The following is a 16,896-nucleotide window of genomic DNA, read 5'->3' on the forward strand; positions in this document are numbered from 1 at the left end:
ACGTCTGTTGTAAGCTGATCAAGATCAGTTGCGCCAGCTGAAAGTGTTGAAAGGTATCCCTCAACTTCGCTGACATTCATACCCTTTTGTGCCATATTTTTTTCCTCCGTTTAAAAAATATTATTGATCTGGTTCTTTTACCAGAATCTAATCTATGATAAAGACTGATACAGTCCGTATCACGCAGTAGCCATGCGTTGATGCGCAAAGCACCCCTCTAAAATGAACGCTACATCTTATATACAGATGAGCCTCCAAAAATGTTGCACATGGTTTCAAAAAAAATAAAATAAAATTTCCAAGTGCGTCAAAAAATAAGCTCTTCGTACCGAAGCGCCAATGCCAACCCTCATAAGAAAAATCGATAACCGAACGGTCATCTTAGATTAAGGCCTAAGGCCCCCACTCCCCTAAGACTTTATTTTATCCTTATCCTCCAAATTGTAAATAGTTTATTTACGTTTTTTAAGAATTCTACATTTTGTCCAAAAAAGTTGTAGCAGATTTATTCAAATATCATAAAAGACTATTTCTCAAATATCTTCGAATTATCCGTCAATTACGGTATTTGTCACAAAATAAAAACACGAAAGAACCTAATAGCAGATTCTTTCGTGTTCCACAAATTCTTTAATTAATCGTTAGCATTTCCCTTAAATATTACGATGCCTTTTTTCTTAAACTTCTTAACCGGCTCTGAAGCTGGTTTCTTAACTGGCGTCTCACTTGAGGCACTTGCAGGCTTCTTCGCAGCTGTAGTTCCCTCAGTCTTCTTAGCTGCAGGCTTCTTGGTAACTCCTGCTGCCTTAGCAACCTGATCAACAACTGATGTCTTCTTAGGAGCTGCCTTAGTCTTACCTGCATCAGGATTAGCCTTTGGAGCAGGTCTCTGAGCTGCTCTCTGGGCAGCCTCAGCTGCAACCTTAGCTGGATCCTCAATCTTCATGGTAAGGGCAATTCTCTTTTTATCAAGCTCTACATCAAGAACCTGAACATCTACGATATCACCAACGCTGACAGCCTCAAGAGGATGCTTGATGAACTTATCAGTGATATGAGAGATGTGAACCAGACCATCCTGGTGAACACCTATATCAACGAAGCAACCAAAGTCGATAACGTTTCTGACTGTTCCCTTAAGAACCATACCAGGCTTAAGGTCCTTCATATCAAGGACGTCGCTTCTAAGGATAGGAGCTGGCATGTTCTCACGAGGGTCTCTTGATGGTTTCTCAAGCTCTGAGAGGATATCTGTAAGTGTGATTTCACCGATACCAAGCTCTTCTGACAATTTCTTTTTATCAGTCTCTGAAACCTTCTTGGAAAGAGATCCTGTAACGCCTGTAGTAGCGCTTGTCTCTGTAGCCTTATTATCTGTATTCTTCTTAGCGCTATCGCTTGCGCCATCATCCACAACTGCAAGATTGCTTCCTGCAAGAGCTGCTGCAAGGGCTGCTCCCATGGCTGTGCTGGTATTTCTGATAACTACCTGCTTAGGCTTCTTCTGTGGGCGAGGCTTCTCTTCCTTCTTGGCAGCTGGCTTTTCAAGAGCTGCCTTAGCTGCGTTCTTCTGAGCTGCGCGAACATCATCAAAGGTGATGCCGAGCTTATCCATGAGCTTAAGTGTTGCCTCGTAGGACTCTGGGTGAACACTGGTTGCATCCAGAGGATTCTCACCATCTGCGATTCTAAGGAAGCCTGCGCACTGCTCGTAAGCCTTTGGTCCAAGCTTAGGAACGTTGAGAAGCTCTTCTCTTGATTTGAACTTACCGTTCTCTTCTCTATAATCAACGATATTCTTAGCAATTACCTTACTGATACCAGAAATGTACTGAAGAAGTGGAGCTGATGCAGTGTTAAGGTCTACACCAACCTTGTTAACGCAGTCTTCAACAACACCCTCAAGGGTTTCGCCCAGCTTCTTCTGGTTCATGTCGTGCTGGTACTGGCCAACACCGATTGACTTAGGGTCAATCTTAACAAGCTCTGCAAGAGGATCCTGAAGTCTTCTGGCAATAGAAGCAGCACTTCTCTGTCCTACGTCAAACTGTGGGAACTCCTCTGTAGCAAGCTTACTTGCTGAATAAACAGAAGCACCAGCTTCGTTAACGATGACATACTGAACTGGACTGTCCAGCTCTTTTATCAGTTCTACAATTACCTGCTCTGACTCTCTTGAAGCAGTTCCGTTACCAACTGAAATAAGATCTACGTTGTATTTATCAATGAGCTTCTTAAGCTCTGCCTTAGATTCCTCTACCTTGTTCTGAGGTGCTGTAGGATATATGACCTTGGTATCAAGGACCTTACCTGTAGCATCTACGATGGCAAGCTTACAGCCTGTTCTGAAGGCTGGGTCCCAACCAAGAACTGTCTTGCCTGCAATAGGTGGTGCCATAAGGAGCTGAGTTAAGTTCTTACCAAATACTGTGATAGCGCCGTCCTCAGCCTTCTCTGTAAGCTCGTTGCGGATATCTCTTTCGATAGCAGGAGCGATAAGTCTTTCGTAGGCATCCTGGTTGATCTCTTCGATAACTGGTGTAGTAATTGGGTTATCCTTAGTGATCATCTTCTTGTTAAGGTACTGAAGAATCTGCTCTTCTGGAGCCTCGATTTTAACCACAAGGAATTTCTCCGCTTCACCTCTGTTAAGTGCCAGAACTCTGTGTCCAAGCACCTTTCCAACTGGCTCCTGATAGTCGTAGTACATCTCGTATACGCTCTGAGCCTTCTCGTCCTTAGCCTTACTTGTGAGAAGTCCCTGTTCCATTGTGGCTTCTCTAATATATGTACGGAAGTCAGCATTATCAGACACTTCTTCGGCGATGATATCCATAGCGCCCTGAAGAGCCTCTGCTGCGTCGCTTACTCCCTTTTCTTCATCAACAAAAGCTGCTGCTTCTTCTACTAAAGGCTTAGTAGTCTCCTGGGCACGAAGGATATCAGCCAGTCCCTCAAGGCCCTTCTCTCTGGCAATGCTGGCTCTAGTCTTTCTCTTAGGTCTATATGGAAGATAAAGATCCTCGATGGCAACCATGGTCTCAGCAGCAACGATCTTAGCTCTGAGCTCATCGGTCATCTTGCCCTGCTCCTCGATGGAAGCAAGAACCTGCTCTCTTCTTTCTTCAAGACCGCGAAGGTATTTAAGTCTCTCATCAAGGTTACGGAGCTGCTCATCGTTAAGTGATCCGGTAACCTCTTTACGATATCGGGAAATGAAAGGAATGGTGTTGCCTTCGTCAATCAGCTTGATTGCGGCCTCGACCTGCCATTTCTCAACCTTAAGTTCCTCTTTGATCTTCAATACAATATCCATACAATCTCTCCTGCAAAAACGAATATAAACGTAAATGAATGCTGTATTTCTCATAAATCCCGTAAGAATTTACGGTGAAATTTTTATAAACAGCACCAACGTCACTATTATACCAATGAAACGGCAGGTGTTTCAAGCATTTCAAACTGGCGTAAACATTGTAAAATGTGGGATTATATTGTAGAATTTACTATAAGAAAGTATGTTTGAAAGGCTTATTTGATGGACTACAACAATTACAACTACAACATTTCGCACAATGAGTTGGATCCACATGTGAAGATGGCGCAGACAGCCCTGACCTTGGGGCTTATCTCCATTCCGCTATGTCTTTTTCCATATGTTGGTATCCCAATGGCCGGCGTGGCAATCCTTCTAGCCATCCTTTCCAAGGGCAACTATCAGAAGCTCCTGCCCCAGGCCAAGAAAAGTGTTTTTTATTCAATCGTAGGAATCGTGCTTGGATACGCACTTATCGCTCACTCCTTTGTGACGGTATTTACTAATCCGGAAGCAAGAGATTACCTCAATCAGACCTATGAGAGAATGTATGGTATTAGCTTTGATGATGCGTTAAAAGAGCTTGGAGTTCCAACGGATTATTAACGCATAGGAAGAAGGTGCCTATGAGTATGATCGGTGCAATAGGAAGTTACGGTGCATATGCCGCATATTCAGCTATTAGCATGCCTGCTTCAGGAGTAGATGGACAATCCAAGGCCATCCTCAATCCAAATGAATCAACCACAAAGGCTCCGGGGAGAACCTCTTCTCCTGCAGAGTGTGAAACATGTAGGAACCGTAAGTACCAAGACGGTTCTGATGAAATGGTTTCTTTTAAAAGTGCGCAGCACATCAGTCCTCAGGCCGCAGCAGCAAGGGTCAGAGGTCATGAAGCTGAGCACGTAAGTAATGCTTATAAGACAGCGGCTCAGAAGAACGGCAAAGTTCTTCAGGCATCTGTTTCTATAAAGACGGCGGTGTGCCCTGAGTGTGGCCGCACCTATGTCAGCGGTGGGGAGACCGCAACCAAGATCAAATATTCTAATGAAGACAATCCTTATCAGCAGGCAAGAAAGTCCAGCGACAGACAGGCATTAGTTGGGGCTAATATTGACCTTGCCGGATAAGGCAAGGGAGTTTTAATGACCAAATTTAAATCAGCAAAAGAGCTTAAATCCATCGCCAAAGAAGTTAGCATCGGTAAGTACGGTACCCTCATAGGTGCCGATCTTCTTATCCTCGCAATTACCTTTGGCGTTTCTTTATTTACAGGTGTTTCCAATGTATCCAGTATCGCCTTTTACATTTTCGGGCTGCTTCTTTCCTTTGCAGCATCAGTATTCCTTGGCATTCTTATGTCAGGTAAGGCGTACCTTTACATGAACCTCTTGTATTCACAGACTGTTTCCGTTTCTGATATATTCTTTGGCTTCAAACAGCAGCCAGTAAGCGCCATGAAGATTCAGGCATTTATCAGCGGAATCACAATGATCGCAGGAATTCCTGTTTCCTACTTCACGCTTCAGTTCTACACCAATCCTACAATTGATGTTTATATGTACGTTATCATCGGTCTTATTGTACAGATCATTGTTTCTGTCTACATGGACCTTACATATTCCATGTCTTTCTTCCTGCTTCAGGATTTCCCTGAAAGATCAGCAGCTCAGATCCTTGCCACAAGCCGCAGGATCATGAAAGGCAACAGGCTCCGCCTCTTTTACCTTAAGGTGACCTTTATTCCACTGTACATTCTGTGCTTTATAGCATTTATTATTCCTATTCTTTGGGCAACTGTTTATCAGTATGCTTCAACCTGCGCATTCTACCAGGATCTCATTGCTGGTATTAGCGCTAATTCAGCAAGGAAAAATGCTCCTGAGGTAGTTGATACCAAGATCACAGAAGAAAAGGACGGTGACTATGGACTTAATTGATGCAATCCGTGCAATAGACAAACCGCACGTTGACGATGTGCTCAACAGGCTCTATACTCCCTGGGGCGAGAACCTCGACCCAGACAACGTTCTAAAGGAATATCCCCGTCCCCAGTTTGTCAGGGACAGCTATATCAACCTAAATGGATATTGGGAATACGCCTTCTGTACTGAATCCGGCGACGAATCAGACCTTACTATCCCTAAAGATATGGAAGGCATTATCCTGGTGCCATTTTCACCAGAGGCCATGTTGTCAGGCGTGGAGAGACGCCTTAATCCAGAGTCCTACCTGTGGTATCAAAAGAAATTACCAGATCTTACAAGGAAGAACCAGGCTTCAAGGTTCCTGCTTCACTTCGGTGCGGTAGACCAGTTCGCCGATGTATTTATCAACAATACTCTCATCGGATCTCACAGTGGCGGCTACCTTCCATTTACCGTAGATATTACAGATTATCTTAAGTTTGGCGACGACAATCTTTTGGCAAAAGACAATACTCTTAACCTGAGAGTTAAGGACACCAGCGACTCCTCTTATCACAGCAGAGGCAAGCAGACTCTTAAGCGAGGCGGCATGTACTACACCTGTCAGAGCGGTATCTGGCAGACTGTCTGGATTGAAGAGGTTCCTGAAACTTATATCAGAGAGCTGTTCATTCGTCCTGAGAACGACCTTAAGACTGTATCCATAGAGATTTCCACTAACCGTCCAACCCAGGTAAGCGTTAAGATTCCTGGTCTTGAACAGGTTAAGTCTGCATCATCTGCTTCCGAGCAGTCACAGTACAATAACGACTTCGAATATTCATCGGACACCTGCCCTTGTGTTGGCATTGACCATTCAGAGGTTAGTCCGACATATTATCATTTCACCTTTGAGATCACAGATCCACACCTTTGGTCTCCTGAGGATCCATATCTATATCCTCTCCAGATCACAGCTGCAGAGGATCAGGTCAAGTCCTACTTCGCCGTAAGATCCTACACCGTAGAAAAAGATCCAAAGGGCTTTATGAGGTTCTGTCTCAACCACAAGCCTTACTTCCTTATGGGAGTTCTGGACCAGGGCTACTGGCCAGATGGCTTATACACTGCACCTTCAGATGAAGCTCTGATCTTTGACATCAAAGAAATGAAGAGACTTCACTTTAACATGCTTAGAAAGCACATCAAGGTTGAGTCCGCTCGCTGGTACTACCACTGCGACCGCCTTGGCATGATCGTATGGCAGGATATGGTTTCCGGCGGATCATCCTATGCTAAGCCTATGGTTTCCTATCTTCCAACGCTGTTCCCTAAGGTATTTGGTCGTATGAGCGATGGTCCAGCCTACTACAAGACCTTCTCAAGAGGCTCTGCCGAAGGTCGAAGCGAGTGGATCAACGAGATGAAGTCCACAATCCGCTACCTGTACAACGTTCCAAGCATTGCTACCTGGGTTCTTTTCAACGAGGGCTGGGGACAGTTCAATGCAGCGGGAGCTACGATTATTGCAAGGGAGATGGATGATTCCAGACCTATCGATCAGGCCAGTGGCTGGTTTGATGAGGGCAGTGGCAATTTCCGCAGTGTCCACAACTACTTCCGCCCACTTACTGTAGAGGTTGAAGAGAAAAGAGCTTTCGTCATATCCGAATACGGTGGATTCACCCACCACATTGAAGGACACAGTAGCGTTGATCGTGTTTTTGGTTACAAGAAGTACAACACCATCGAAGAACTTGGTGTGGCATACTACAACCTTATGAACGGAACACTTAAGCCTCTTATTCCAAGGGGCCTTTCCGGAGCTGTTTACACACAGCTAAGTGACGTTGAGGAAGAGGTAAATGGTCTTATGACCTACGACAGACGAATTACCAAGATCAATCCTGATCTGGATCCTAACATGACAGCAAGAATTAACGAATACTAAAAATAAGCACATCCAGCCATTTAGGTTAGATGTGCTTTTTATTATGTGTTTAATCATTGATATAGCTCTTTTTAATAGACTTCCACCTGACCGCTAAAGATCTTCCGCAGCTTGTTACGGACAATGATGAAGGCTGGAATAAGAAAGGCGTCTGCAAGGACCCATGCTACCGGGCTCGCAAAGCAGATAGCCACGTAGCCCACCTTTGGTACCAGAAGCACTGCCACTGCTGTTCTTCCTATCATCTCCATGATACCTGCAATTACTGCAAACATTGAGAAGCCCATTCCCTGTATCAGGAATCTAACGATATTAACAAGAGCAAGTGGTACATAGAACATGCTGTTGTAGATAACAAAGAGGTGGGCGTCATCCAGGCACTTAACCTCGCTGGCATCAAGGAACAGCATAGCAAAGTTCCTTCCAAAGAAGTAAAGAACTATGAAGGCCAGAACTGCATATCCGCATCCAAGCTTAATGGCTGCCACCAGGCCCTGGGACAGGTGATCAAGCTTCTTAGCTCCAACATTCTGTCCGCCATAGGTTGCCATGGTGGATCCAAGGGCATCGAATGGAATACAGAAGAACATTCCCACCATACCGCCTGTGGTTACGGCTGTTACCGCATCTGGTCCTACGCCGTTGATAGCGGTCTGAAGAATAACACTTCCTATAGCAGTTATGGAATACTGAAGTCCCATAGGAATTCCCATGTTACATAGAATCGCAAAGTGCCATTTGTCTATCTCCCAGTCTTCCTTGGAGAGCTTCAGGATATCAATCTTCCTGATAATAAATACAAGGCACATGATACCTGCTGCCAGCTGAGCAATTACTGTTGCAAGGGCTGCTCCCATGATTCCCCATTTGAAAGGAATAATGAAAAGAAGGTCAAGGCCAATATTGATGATAGATGCAATGATAAGGTATTGCACTGGATGCTTACTGTCACCAAGGGCTCTGATAATACCAGAGAGAAGGTTGTACATGTAAGTTACAGGAATACCAAGGAATATAACGATAATATACTGATAAGCGTAGTCCAAAAGTGAATCAGGTGTCTTCATAGCCACCAGGATCTGTCTGCAGAACACACTGACCAGCACTGTCATAACAAGTGCAAAGGCTGAACACAGCATAATGGCATGTGTTACGAACTTACGCATACTCTTATAGTCCTTAGCTCCAAATCTCTGAGCTACAGGAATAGCAAAACCGTTGCAGACTCCCATGCAAAATCCCATGATAAGGAAGTTGATAGCACCTGTTGAACCCATGCCAGAGTATGCCTCTGTTCCGAGGAACCAGGATACTATGGCTTTATCTATGATGTTGTAAAGCTGCTGGAACAACATGCCCCAGAACAGTGACAGAGCAAATCTAAAGATAAGCCCCATTGGATTACCAACTGTTAGATCCTTTACTGCTTCGTTTCTACCCATTTTTCTCACCATTTACACAAAATAGAAGGCATCTACCGATGCCTTCTCAAGAGTTATCAATAAGTAATTAATGTTCCAGCCTTGCCCTTAAGTGCATCCTGCACTGAAGAAAGAGATGTAATAAGTACTTGTCCCTCGTGGTTAGCCTCAAGGAACTCGATTGCTGCTTCAATCTTAGGAAGCATATCTACTTCTCCGAATTCACCAGCTTCGATGTACTTCTTAGCATCTGCTACTGTCATCTTAGCGATTGGCTCCTGGTCTTCCTTACCAAAGTTCTTGTAAACAAATGGTACAGAAGTAAGGATGAATAATCTATCTGAGTGAAGGTCTGCTGCAAGCTTACCTGCGATAGCATCCTTCTCAATTACTGCTGAAGCGCCCTTAAGAACATGTCCCTGCTGAATAACTGGGATTCCGCCACCGCCACAGGCAATTACGATCTGACCTGCATCTACTAAAGTCTTGATGGCATCCATCTCAACAATATCGATTGGCTTAGGAGCTGCAATGATACGTCTGTAGCCCTTGCCAGGCTCTTCCTTTACGAAGTTACCTTTTTTAACCTCAACATCAGCATCCTCTCTGGACATGTTACGTCCGATGGCCTTAGTTGGTGCATAGAAAGCTTCGTCATAAGGATCAACTGTTACCTGTGTAAGGATTGTGCTTACTGGCTTGGAAATACCTCTGCTTGTAAGCTCTGACTTAAGGGAATTCTGAATATCATATCCAACATATCCCTGGCTCATAGCACTGCAAACGCACATAGGTGCTGCAGTATAATCTATATACATACGGTGAAGCTCAGTCATGGCCTTGTGGATCATGCTGACCTGTGGTCCATTACTATGTGTGATAGTAAGCTGATAACCACTCTCAACAAGATCTGCCAGCGCCTTGGCTGCATTCTTGGTAGCATTCATCTGCTCATTAGTTGTGATACCAAGAGCTTCGTGACCTAAAGAAACAACTGCTTTCAAACTGTCCATATTGGGCCTCCACTTTATTCAGAAAAGATAGGTTTATTGTACCCTATTTACCGAGGTTTTAAAAGAAAAAGTATCCCCAAATCCTATTTCTGAATCTGGGGATACTATATTTATCGCAAATTGATCAGACACCTGTAGCCTGCTCTGTATTAAATACAGGAAGCTTAGGCTGAACGGCATCTCCGCGGATCTCGATAACTGGTCCGCCGGTGCCTTCGATGTAATCTCTTGTAATTGTAACGCGGCCGATGTTGTCATCCTTAGGAATCTCATACATGATATCCAGCATGAATTCCTCGATGATGGCACGAAGAGCTCTTGCTCCTGTCTCTTTTTCCAGAGCCTTCTCAGCAATAGCTTCAAGGGCGCTATCATCAAAGATAAGCTCAACCTCATCAAGAGCAAGGAGCTTCTGATACTGCTTAAGAATAGCATTCTTAGGCTCTTTTAATATCTTAACAAGCATCTCCTTAGTGAGAGCCTGAAGTGAACAGATAATAGGAAGACGGCCCAGGAACTCTGGAATCATTCCAAACTTCTTAAGGTCCTCAACTGTAACGTTGGTAAGAAGGTTAGGATCATCTTCGTATTTGTCCTTAAGATCAGCATCAAAACCGATTGATGTCTGCTTATTAAGTCTCTGTGTAATAATCTCCTCAAGATCCGGGAAAGCACCTCCGCAGATAAAGAGAATATTTCTTGTATTAACTGTAGCAAGTGGAACCATGGCGTTCTTGGAGCCGGCGCCAACTGGAACCTCTACGTTGGAACCTTCTAAGAGCTTAAGCATTCCCTGCTGAACTGACTCACCGCTTACATCACGGGATGTGGTGTTCTTCTTCTTGGCAATCTTATCGATCTCATCGATAAAGATGATTCCATGCTCTGTCTTCTCAACATCATTACCAGCTGCTGCCAGGAGCTTACTTACAACACTTTCGATATCATCGCCGATGTAACCAGCCTCTGTAAGAGATGTGGCATCTGCAATAGCAAGAGGCACATCAAGAAGACGGGCAAGAGTCTTAACAAGGTAAGTCTTACCACTACCTGTTGGTCCAAGTAAGAGAATGTTGGACTTCTCAATCTCTATCTCATCCATTGTATCTGTTGCAACTCTCTTATAGTGGTTATAAACCGCAACAGACATAACCTTCTTGGCCTGGTCCTGTCCGATGATATACTCATCAAGCTTAGCCTTGATCTTGTGTGGGGCAGGGATGTTCTTGATGTCGATAGTTGCCTTTTCTGACTTCTCTGCCTTTTTCTTGATCTTCTGTGAATTAGGGATTCCTCCCATGTTCATATTGTTATTCTGCATATCCCCCAGGTTAAAGAAGCCCATGTTAGGGAAGCCGGAATTCATATTCTTATTAAGTTCGTTCATAAGAGTAGGATTGTTGAGCATGTTCTGATAATCGAACTGGCTCACAGTGTCCATGGTCTTATGCATGCAGTCGTTACATACGCAGATGTTGTTAGGAAGATGGAACATCTTACCAGCCTTACTCTCAGGGCGTCTGCACACAAAGCAGACATCCTCGTACTCAGGGCCCTTATCCTCTGGGCCTTTGTCCTGAGATCCGGTAGATGAATCATCTTTTTTAACATCTGAGTTATCTGATGTATTCTCTACATTATCCTCTGAATGCTCAGAAGTAATCACCTCTTCGCCATCCTTAACTTCTCTAAAATCAAACTCGTTGTCTCTATTATCTGTCATACACTCTCCATTATAACGATGGCTTAGCCGTCATCGTCTTCGTCGTTACCACCCTGATTAGGCTGTCCTGGATACTGTCCTCCATTGCCGCTTCCTGGGCCATTTGAATCTGTGGCGGAATCATCTGCGCTTCCAAGTGTTACCTGAAGCTCAACTTCTTCGTATCCGTCGTCGCCTTCTCTCATTACCTTTATTGTAACAGTTGTTCCAGCTGCGTAGTACTCAAGTCTTGTAGTAAGATCTTCCATTGAAGAAATTTCTTTTCCCTCGAATTCTACGATAACATCGCCCTTCTTCATGCCTGCTGCCTCTGCAGCTCCTCCAGGAACTACTTCTGCAACATAGATTCCTTCTGGAAGGCCGTAGTAGCTGTTAACATCTGATGTTACCATTACGCCTTTGATTCCAACATAGCCACGCTCTGACTCATCCACCTTATATCTGGTCTCTTCGTTCATGAGCTCTTCGATGATAGGCTTAGCCACAGATATAGGAATAGCATATCCCATACCTTCTACAACGTCGCCACCAAGCTTGTTAGAATTGATTCCTATTACTTCACCATTTATGTTAAGAAGCGCACCACCTGAGTTACCAGGGTTGATGGCTGCATCTGTCTGAATAAAGGTCTTGGTCACACCTTCCTCGATCTCAACCTCACGGTTAAGAGCTGAGATAACGCCTGTTGTAACTGACTGTCCATAGCCAAGAGCGTTACCAATTGCGATGGCAGGCTCACCAAGCTTAAGTGTCTCACTGTCGCCCAGTGTTGCAACCTTGATTGTGTTGATGGTATCTGCTGAAATATCCTCAAGGTTAACTGCGATAACTGCCAGGTCCATATCTGAATCTGTACCCTTAACAACTGCAGGAACTACTGCATCGTCGCAGAAAATAACTTCAAGGGAGTCAGCACCCTCAATAACGTGATAGTTAGTAGCTACCAAGAGCTCAGTGTCGTTCTGTCCAACAATGATGCCACTTCCTGATGCTGTAGCCTCTTCTGACTGAGAATATCCAAAGTAATTAGCTGATGTCATGAAGTTATTGTGGATCATGACCATGGCTGGCATAACTGCCTCAACCATCTCTGTGATATCTGTTACAACCGCTGAAGAAGTTGTTGTAAGTGAAACCTTCTGTGCCTGAGTTCCTGCTGCGTTCTCAGTGCTGGCTGTTGTGCTGGCATCAGCAACTGCCTCTGAACCTCCAAAGCTAAAGCCATTATGTGAGAAGTACGCAACTCCAAGTCCTGTTATGAAAAGAACCAACACTAGTGCCACAGCTATGATAGCAGGTGCTTTGTTCTTTTTCTTAGGAGGAATGTTACCTCCATTAGGTGTGTTAACGCCAGTGTTGTTCTGTGTTGCGTACTGATATGTGCCGTACACTGGCTTTGGAGTCTCATAGCCGTTGTTACCTGTTAAGCTGTCGCTGTTCAGGTTAGAAAATGGACCCGACTGTGTCTGATATGAGTAATTGTGCTCTGGGTCAGTGTTTCCAGTATATGAATTACCAGCTACTGTCTGTGGCTGAGACTGAATCTGTGGCTGTGCACCAGTCTGTACCTGACTTGTATTCTGGAATGTATTATTAATCTGATTGTTCAGATTAGTATTCATATTTGGATTCATGTCTGAATTCACATTTGTGTTTACATTTGAATCCACATTTGGGTTCATGTTCAAATTATAAAAATTAGGGTTTTGGTTTTGATTATTCTGCTCTTCGTTCATGATATATCCCTTCTTCCTTTCATTTTATGGGACTAGTATAGTTTTATTCTGTGACGGAAATGTGTTTTAATTATTATAAAAATATAATCAAATAATTAATAATCTTCCTCTAAAACCTGTATCTCCATATAGTCAAAAGGAACGCTTTCCATAAAGGAATCCTTGTTAAATCGGCATTTAGCGTAAAGCTGGAACTCTTTAACCACATTATCAAGCCAGATTGGCTTGGAAAGATCCATCTCATAGCATGCCTTCTCTATTGAATTAAACACCTTGTGGGTTCTGGTATCCTGCGTATCGTCGCAGACAACCATGTCCTTGATAAGGTGGTTATTGTCTATTAGCTTAACCCATAATCTAAACATATCTCTATCTCCAAAACATCCCAGATCCAGTCTCACTGTAATAAGAAATAAGACTAAATCTGGGATTAATAATACTAAAGTATGTAACTAATATGCAAGAATTTTGGAATACTTATGTCACTTGTTAAGAGTAAATACTCCGCTTTCCTCAAGTCCTTTGAGGAAACTCTCTGCTGTTCTGTTTACGATAAGCTCCTCAGGGAAGTGGATATTCTCCAGGATTTCCTTAGTTTTATCCACTTTACCTATATCAAGACTGATATGTGCATCTGTGTTAACGCAGATGCCAACACCAAGCTCAGCGCATCTTTCTGCTACGTTGGAGCAGATGGATTCATTATCATCATTAAAGCCAAAGCTGTGTTCATTGATCTCTACTGGCTTATGAAGCTCTTTAGCAACCTTAAGAACCTCATCCATTTCAAATGGAACTCCGGCTCTTCCGATGTGTCCAATGAAGAATACCTTAGGATTCTCAAGAGCCTTAATGTACATATTAGTAGTCTGAGAAAGGCTTGCTCCTATTGTATGTCTCTTGGAATGTATGCTGGCGATAACATAATCGCAGCAGCCAAACACCATCTGCTGAAGGTTACGGGGAGTATCATAGATATCTCCGATGGTTGCCTTATAAACGCTGATGTCATGGCCAAACATATTGCCATCAAGATCAACTATATCCGCTTCGCATCCCTTAAGTACTGTCACGCCGTCCCAGTTGCGGGGCCACATGTGAGTACATAGAAGATACTGATAATTCTTGATATTCTCATAATCAGGAAAAAGCATTTCACTGAAGTGATCTGTGCTTCCAAGAAGCTTAAGTCCCGCTTCCTTGGCAGCCATTACATTTTCCTGAATTGTGGAATATGCGTGTCTTGAAAATAAAGTATGTGTATGGGTGTCGCATTCAATTTTATACATATCTACCTCTTAAATCTTCCCCATACCCCCTAAGTATCTATACTTGCTTATGATAGCTCTTTTAACAATTACTCGTCGTATCCGTTAGGATTCTGACTCTGCCATCTCCAGGCATCCTCGCACATCTCTCTGATGCCGTTCTCAGCCTTCCAGCCAAGCTCTCTCTCAGCCTTGTCTGCGTTGGAGTAGCAGGTAGCGATATCTCCAGCTCTTCTGTCTCTGATTACGTAAGGAATCTTAACCCCAGTTGCTTCTTCGAAATTCTTTACGATATCAAGGACACTGTATCCTACACCAGTTCCCAGATTGTAGATATTAAGTCCACTGCCTGGCTGAAGCTTGGCAAGAGCCTTAACATGTCCCTTTGCAAGGTCTACAACATGGATGTAATCACGTACTCCGGTTCCATCTGGTGTGTCGTAGTCATTACCAAATACGTTAAGCTCAGGAAGCTTACCTACAGCAACCTGTGTAATGTATGGCATAAGGTTGTTAGGAATTCCGTTAGGATTCTCGCCGATTGTACCACTCTTATGAGCTCCGATAGGGTTGAAGTATCTAAGAAGGACTACGTTCCACTCTGGATCAGCCTTCTGAATATCTGTAAGCACCTGCTCAAGCATGGACTTGGTCCATCCATAAGGATTAGTGCATGTTCCCTTTGGGCACTCCTCTGTGATAGGGATAAATGCCGGATTACCGTAAACTGTAGCTGATGATGAGAAGATGATGTTCTTGCATCCGTGCTGTCTCATTACATCTACAAGTGTAAGGGTTCCTGCGATATTGTTCTCGTAGTATTCCCATGGCTTCTGTACAGACTCGCCTACTGCCTTAAGTCCTGCGAAATGAATTACGCTTTCGATCTTCTCCTTGGAAAAGATCTCCTCCAGTCCCTGTCTGTCTCTTATATCAGTTTCATAAAATGGAACCTTCTTACCTGTAAGAGCCTCAACTCTTCCGATAACCTTCTTACTTGCGTTAGCAAGGTTATCCATTACTACCACGTCGTAGCCAGCGTTCTGAAGCTCAACTACTGTGTGTGATCCGATGTATCCTGCTCCACCTGTTACAAGAATAGCCATATTCAACCTCTTTTCTGTTTAACAACAAACTTTTTGTTTACATCAATTGTTCCTAATGTCTTTCTTCCCCCTGACATCAACTCCATTTTATTGTCGAATCCGAATATGTACAATTTCATTTTGTTATAATAACCTGTCAAAATGTTATAATTCTATTCCGTTCTTCTTGCAAAGCTCACGAGCTGACTCTACAGAATCCACACCCTCTTTGTTCTTGATAGGTGCAAATTCATGCTCTCTGACAACCTCGTAAGGAAGGCATGTATCGAGCTCATGGATCATATCAAGAACCAGCTGCTCAAACTTGCAACCATTTGGGCTCTCAGGCTTAACGAGGTTTGCATTCTCATCAATATATGGAATCTTCTTCTCAACAACGTGAAGAGGAAGAGTCTTCTTGGCAATCTCATAAAGAGCTTTCTCATTAAACATATAGTTCAGGATAACGCCGTAGTTGTATGCTGGATCGCCGTTTGCATCCTTAGCATCCATCATCTCCTGTGAAAGCTCGTAGTACTCAACGATTGAAGGTCTGCCATCCTCAAGGCACATAACACCAACTTTCTCATCTGGAGCATTCTTTCTAACCACCTTGGCACCGCAGGAAACACCTGCCTCAACTGTTGCACCAACAAAGCAAGGATCAGCAATTCTCTGAAGAACATTATCTACAGCAAAGATATCGATCCATTCGATTCCCTCCTTAAGGAGTGTATCGCGAAGGCCTGCCTTGAGCATTGATGAGTACCAGCCCGCATTACCGTTAGGTGATGTGGAGATTCTGCCCTTTCCTTCCATGTATACCTTGCCATCATAGTCAGAAGCTGGTGCCATATCCTGCTTGAAGAATGTCACCTTATCCTCTGGATATCCAAAGAACTTGTGCTCCTTAAGGAAAGCAACTGTTGCGTCATTGTTCTTTTCACTGGTCATGATAAAGAGGTGGATGTAGCTGCCCTCTGCCTGATTAACTGTATCCATCAGGTTCTCAATAAGTCTCTGGAAGATGTAAACTGGCTTAGTAAGTCCAATATTATACATTCCCTTAGGATCGTCAGAACCAAGTCTTGTTCCCATGCCACCTGCAAGGAGTACTGCTGCAACCTTGCCAGCCTTGATAGTTTCCACACCGATCTTGGTGAATTCGTCTTTTCTTTTCTCAATCTCTGATACCTGAAGAGCTGCCAGTGGCTCAAACTTACCACGAGCCTGACCCTTTCCAAGGTTCTTGCAGTTCTCAAGAATAGTGAAGTCAGTCTCTTCAATCTGTGTTAAAAGAGCTTCCTTCTCAGCGTCACTTAACTCATCATAATATTTAAGGACATGCTCCTGTCCAAATGCTTTAAGTTTCTCTTGTGCTTTAATAAAATCCATTGTAGTTTCCTTCCTGATTAATCAAACTGTCGACATTCGTAACTAATATTCTACCACAATAATAGAAAAGAGATAAGCTCT

General features: G+C 43.6%; 13 protein-coding genes. 4 read left to right on the plus strand and 9 right to left on the minus strand.

From position 1 onward, the window contains the following. Nucleotides 1-634: 634 nt before the first annotated feature. Nucleotides 635-3,316: a Tex family protein gene (locus tag T541_RS0109890; protein WP_026652585.1), complete on the minus strand. Its 2,682-nt coding sequence runs from the start codon at nt 3,314-3,316 to the stop codon at nt 635-637. A gap of 222 nt (nt 3,317-3,538) precedes the next feature. Here T541_RS0109890 and T541_RS0109895 point away from each other — a divergent pair, with 222 nt between their 5' ends. Genes T541_RS0109895 through T541_RS0109910 form a run of 4 tightly spaced genes read left to right on the plus strand, consistent with a single transcriptional unit; the run spans nt 3,539 to nt 7,174 of the window. Then, nucleotides 3,539-3,922, plus strand: coding sequence for a hypothetical protein (locus tag T541_RS0109895; protein WP_026652586.1), 384 nt, complete (start codon nt 3,539-3,541; stop codon nt 3,920-3,922). 20 nt (nt 3,923-3,942) lie between these two features. Beyond that, nucleotides 3,943-4,446, plus strand: coding sequence for a hypothetical protein (locus T541_RS0109900; RefSeq protein WP_026652587.1), 504 nt, complete (start codon nt 3,943-3,945; stop codon nt 4,444-4,446). Nucleotides 4,447-4,461: 15 nt separating this feature from the next. Continuing rightward, on the plus strand, nt 4,462-5,256 hold the full coding sequence (locus T541_RS0109905; protein WP_026652588.1) for a DUF975 family protein: 795 nt from the start codon (nt 4,462-4,464) through the stop codon (nt 5,254-5,256). After that, nucleotides 5,243-7,174: a glycoside hydrolase family 2 protein gene (locus T541_RS0109910; protein WP_026652590.1), complete on the plus strand. Its 1,932-nt coding sequence runs from the start codon at nt 5,243-5,245 to the stop codon at nt 7,172-7,174. Before T541_RS0109905 ends, T541_RS0109910 begins: the two co-directional genes overlap by 14 nt. A gap of 71 nt (nt 7,175-7,245) precedes the next feature. On the opposite strand, the gene T541_RS0109915 is transcribed toward T541_RS0109910, so the two are convergent. The 8 genes from T541_RS0109915 to T541_RS0109950 all read right to left on the minus strand — a co-directional run bounded on the left by T541_RS0109915 (nt 7,246) and on the right by T541_RS0109950 (nt 16,815). Continuing rightward, complete coding sequence (locus T541_RS0109915) at nt 7,246-8,616, minus strand: MATE family efflux transporter (protein WP_026652592.1); 1,371 nt, start codon at nt 8,614-8,616, stop codon at nt 7,246-7,248. A 56-nt stretch (nt 8,617-8,672) separates the two neighbouring features. Beyond that, nucleotides 8,673-9,608 (minus strand): carbamate kinase, encoded by a 936-nt coding sequence (gene arcC / locus T541_RS0109920; RefSeq protein ID WP_026652593.1) that lies wholly within the window; start codon nt 9,606-9,608, stop codon nt 8,673-8,675. A gap of 124 nt (nt 9,609-9,732) precedes the next feature. After that, nucleotides 9,733-11,331: an ATP-dependent Clp protease ATP-binding subunit ClpX gene (gene clpX, locus T541_RS0109925; RefSeq protein ID WP_026652594.1), complete on the minus strand. Its 1,599-nt coding sequence runs from the start codon at nt 11,329-11,331 to the stop codon at nt 9,733-9,735. Between the two features lie 23 nt (nt 11,332-11,354). Beyond that, on the minus strand, nt 11,355-13,067 hold the full coding sequence (locus T541_RS19330; RefSeq protein ID WP_051538187.1) for a S1C family serine protease: 1,713 nt from the start codon (nt 13,065-13,067) through the stop codon (nt 11,355-11,357). A gap of 95 nt (nt 13,068-13,162) precedes the next feature. After that, on the minus strand, nt 13,163-13,432 hold the full coding sequence (locus T541_RS0109935) for a hypothetical protein (protein WP_026652595.1): 270 nt from the start codon (nt 13,430-13,432) through the stop codon (nt 13,163-13,165). A gap of 117 nt (nt 13,433-13,549) precedes the next feature. Next, entirely contained in the window at nt 13,550-14,356 is an 807-nt protein-coding gene (locus T541_RS0109940) for a phosphatase (protein ID WP_026652596.1), read from the minus strand. Nucleotides 14,357-14,424: 68 nt separating this feature from the next. Continuing rightward, complete coding sequence (galE, locus tag T541_RS0109945; protein ID WP_026652597.1) at nt 14,425-15,441, minus strand: UDP-glucose 4-epimerase GalE; 1,017 nt, start codon at nt 15,439-15,441, stop codon at nt 14,425-14,427. A 144-nt stretch (nt 15,442-15,585) separates the two neighbouring features. Beyond that, the gene (locus T541_RS0109950) at nt 15,586-16,815 is read right to left on the minus strand and encodes a UTP--glucose-1-phosphate uridylyltransferase (protein ID WP_026652598.1); all 1,230 of its coding nucleotides are present in this window, start codon (nt 16,813-16,815) and stop codon (nt 15,586-15,588) included. Nucleotides 16,816-16,896 lie beyond the last annotated feature (81 nt).

The organism is Butyrivibrio proteoclasticus P6B7, assembly GCF_000622085.1.
Classification (GTDB): Bacteria; Bacillota; Clostridia; order Lachnospirales; family Lachnospiraceae; genus Butyrivibrio; species Butyrivibrio proteoclasticus_A.